Genomic DNA, 3,650 nt, shown 5'->3' on the forward strand with positions numbered 1-3,650 from the left:
AATTATAAGGATTATTTAGAATGAAACTTAAATTAGTTGCAGTGGCAGTGACTAGCCTGTTGGCGGCAGGTGCGGTAAACGCAGCTGAGGTATATAACAAAGACGCAAACAAACTGGATATCTACGGAAAAGTTCACGCTCAGCACTACTTCTCTGACGACAACGGCAGCGATGGCGACAAAACCTACGCGCGTCTGGGCTTCAAAGGTGAAACTCAGATCAATGACCAGCTGGTTGGTTTTGGTCAGTGGGAATATGAATTCAAAGGCAACCGTTCTGAATCCCAGGGCTCTGAAGCAGACAAAACTCGTCTGGCATTCGCTGGTCTGAAATTCGCTGAATACGGTTCTTTCGACTACGGTCGTAACTACGGCGTGGCCTACGACATCGGCGCATGGACCGACGTCCTGCCTGAGTTCGGTGGTGATACCTGGACCCAGACTGACGTATTCATGACTGGCCGTACTACTGGCGTTGCAACCTACCGTAACACCGACTTCTTCGGTCTGGTTGAAGGTCTGAACTTTGCTGCTCAGTACCAGGGCAAAAATGACCGTGACAACCTGAAAGAAGCTAACGGTGACGGCTTCGGTCTGTCTACCACTTATGAGTATGAAGGCTTTGGCGTAGGTGCTACCTATGCGAAATCTGACCGTACCGACAAACAGTCTGTCGGTAACGGCGGTTTCATGGCTTCCGGTAAAAACGCTGAAGTATGGGCCGCTGGTCTGAAATATGATGCGAACAACATCTACCTGGCAACCACCTACTCTGAAACCCGCAACATGACCACCTATGGTGGCTCCGGTGTTACTGGTATTGCAGATAAAGCACAAAACTTTGAAGTAGTTGCTCAGTACCAGTTCGACTTCGGTCTGCGTCCGTCCGTTGCTTACCTGAAATCCAAAGGTAAAGACATCAACGGTTACGGCGACCAGGATCTGGTTGAATACGTAGACCTGGGTGCTACTTACTACTTCAACAAAAACATGTCCACCTTCGTTGATTACAAAATCAACCTGCTGGATGACAACAACTTCACCAATGCAGCGAAAGTGTCAACTGACAACATCGTGGCTGTTGGTCTGAACTACCAGTTCTAATTTTGTTGTAGTCAGAATACAAAGCCAGTCCTTCAAGGGCTGGCTTTTTCTCTTGATGTAGACTCGGTCATAAGGAGTATGCCGTGCAGACATTCACTGGTCGTTGTCTTTGCGGACAGAGTCATTTTACCGTCGACGTCGAAATGCTGGATGTCTATGCCTGCCATTGTACGCTGTGTCAGAAATGGTCTGGCGGCATCGCCATGTATCTGGAAGCCAGCGCTCACCCGCTGATGTCACCAGAATCGGTAGAACCTTCGCACTTTCCTTCCTCAAATCGTGGTGAACGGTTCTTCTGTTCCGGCTGCGGATGCCCACTGTGGTTTACGTTGACGGACAGCGATCGCTACTTTATTCCGTGGACACTTCTGGAGCTTAATGAGGTAGATCGCCGCCGCCTGATATTAGCAGCAGAAATCTATACGGAAACACAGCCTGCGTTCTGGAGATTGACGGGGCAATACGCTCGACTGAGTGGGAAAGAAGTCGAAGAGATGGATTACCCCTGTCATTTAGCTCACTAGTTATTAACGTTGTACCTTTGCCAGACTGAACCACATTCCTATCGCTAATACGATAAGCATGCTGCCGGCGCTGCTTAAGGCCACGCTATGTGACCAGGTGAACGCTTCTCTGGCAGCCGTCAGCAATGCCTCACTCAGTGACGACGGGAGCGAGTGCGCCAGTTGTACCGCCTCCCCCATTGACGATGAGGCACGTTCCATTTCCTGCGGATTAAGTCCGGCTGGCGGCAGAATCGATGCAGAAAAGCTACGGTTCAACAGCAAACCAAAGATAGCGATCCCAAGTCCGGCTCCCAGTTCATAAGCCATTGTCTCGATGGCACCCGCGGCCGCGGCTTTTTCCGCAGGTGCTGCTGCCATGATAGCCGCTGTTGAAGCCAGAAGCGCACTGGCGGCGCTGAAGCCGAGCAAAGCCATCAAAATCCAGGCTTGTACCTGTTGGCTACTGAAATCCGTCATCGCAAGGCCGTAAAAGCTAACAGCGCTCAGCGCCATGCCCGCCGTTGCCACACAACGTAATCCCAGACGTGAAACCAACATACCGGCAATCGGTCCGCTGAAACCACTTGCCAGCATCACCGGCAGCATGAACAACCCTGCCTGATACGGTGTTAAGCCGTGGACAAACTGTAGCTCCTGAGCCATCAGTAACTCGAAACCCACCAGCGTTATCATCGCGGTCATCGCCATCACGACACCACTTAAAATGATGCGATGCGTGAACAACCGCATATCAATCATCGGGCGGGCTGCCGCAAGCTGGATGCGGACAAACTGCCACAACAGCAAAGCGCCGGTTAACAGCGTCAGAGCGATAGCAACGGTCGCCGTATGCCCTTTCAGCGCGGTTTTGGCGCTGTATACCAGCAGCAGAATGGCGACAATCAGCATTATCGCATGACCAAAATTTAACGATTGATCGCGACGTCCAGCCTGGCGCGGCACTAAGCGTGCGGTTAAGGCCATTACCACCAGGACAATCGGTACATTAATTAAGAATACTGATCCCCAGTAGAAGTGCTCCAGTAGCATCCCGCCAACCAGTGGGCCAAACGCCGCACCGCCGGAGCCAACCGCGGCCCAGACGCCGAGCGCCATATTACGATGCCGTTGCTCAGCGAAAGTGGCGCGAATCCCCGCAAGCGTTGCCGGCACAATCATCGCCGCGCCAATCGCCAACACGGCCCGGGTGACAATCAGCCAGCTGGCGCTATGAGCAAAAGCGGCCGCCAGCGATGCCAGACCAAACAAGCCTCCACCTAACAGCAGCAAGCGTTTAAAGCCAATGCGATCGCCCAGCGCCCCCATGGGCAACACCATACCGGCCATTACCAGAGAATAAATATCAATGATCCACAGCAGCTCGTTACCACTGGCACCCAGCGTCATACTCAGCGTGGGCGCGGCAACGTGCAGCACCGTTGCATCAATCGCAACAGGGATGTAGACCAGCACAATAATCACTAACGTTAACCACTGACGAAACATAAAACTCCCTTCAAAACTGAAACTGGACACACGTCCAGGTTCGGCGATCCTACGGAAATTTGAACGTATGTCCAACTTTTTGTTAGACTGCGTGCTAAACGGATATGGGAGGAACGATGAGCTATCTAAATCGGGATGAACGTCGGGAAGTGATTCTGCAGGCGGCAATGCGCGTCGCGCTTGAGGAAGGATTTACCGCCATGACGGTGCGGCGTATTGCCACGGAAGCTCAGGTGTCAACCGGCCAGGTGCATCATCACTTTACGTCTGCCGGCGAGTTAAAATCCCTCGCTTTTGTGCAACTGATCCGTACTCTTCTGGATGCCGAACTGGTCAGCGCAAACGCCAGCTTCCGTGAACGGCTGCATGCCATGCTGGGCAGCGAAGATGGCGGGTTCGAACCCTATAGGGGTCGGTTCCGGCTGAGGGCGAAATGACACCCTAAGCTTTCGGTTCCTTGTGCCAAAGATATTCGCCAGTCAGTAGAATGTGCGCCCAGCCCAATGGGGATATGTGGGGAAGAAATTCAGGGGGA

3 protein-coding genes and 1 pseudogene are annotated in these 3,650 nt (G+C 52.6%); 3 read left to right on the top strand and 1 reads right to left on the bottom strand.

Annotated features, from left to right (window positions below):
* Positions 1-20: 20 nt before the first annotated feature.
* Positions 21-1,103 (top strand): porin OmpD, encoded by a 1,083-nt coding sequence (gene ompD / locus ACHHZ7_RS25145; RefSeq protein ID WP_003836220.1) that lies wholly within the window; start codon positions 21-23, stop codon positions 1,101-1,103.
* A gap of 143 nt (positions 1,104-1,246) precedes the next feature.
* Positions 1,247-1,627 (top strand): GFA family protein, encoded by a 381-nt coding sequence (locus tag ACHHZ7_RS25150; RefSeq protein ID WP_085951544.1) that lies wholly within the window; start codon positions 1,247-1,249, stop codon positions 1,625-1,627.
* 3 nt (positions 1,628-1,630) lie between these two features.
* Here ACHHZ7_RS25150 and ACHHZ7_RS25155 read toward each other — a convergent pair whose 3' ends face one another.
* Positions 1,631-3,115 carry an MFS transporter gene (locus ACHHZ7_RS25155; RefSeq protein ID WP_395149230.1) on the bottom strand — a complete coding sequence of 495 codons (1,485 nt, stop codon included), beginning with the start codon at positions 3,113-3,115 and terminating at the stop codon, positions 1,631-1,633.
* Between the two features lie 116 nt (positions 3,116-3,231).
* Here ACHHZ7_RS25155 and ACHHZ7_RS25160 point away from each other — a divergent pair.
* Positions 3,232-3,522: pseudogene (locus tag ACHHZ7_RS25160) on the top strand (TetR family transcriptional regulator); the annotation flags it as partial.
* Positions 3,523-3,650 lie beyond the last annotated feature (128 nt).

Source organism: Citrobacter freundii complex sp. 2024EL-00216, assembly GCF_043945515.1.
Lineage (GTDB): Bacteria > Pseudomonadota > Gammaproteobacteria > Enterobacterales > Enterobacteriaceae > Citrobacter > Citrobacter portucalensis.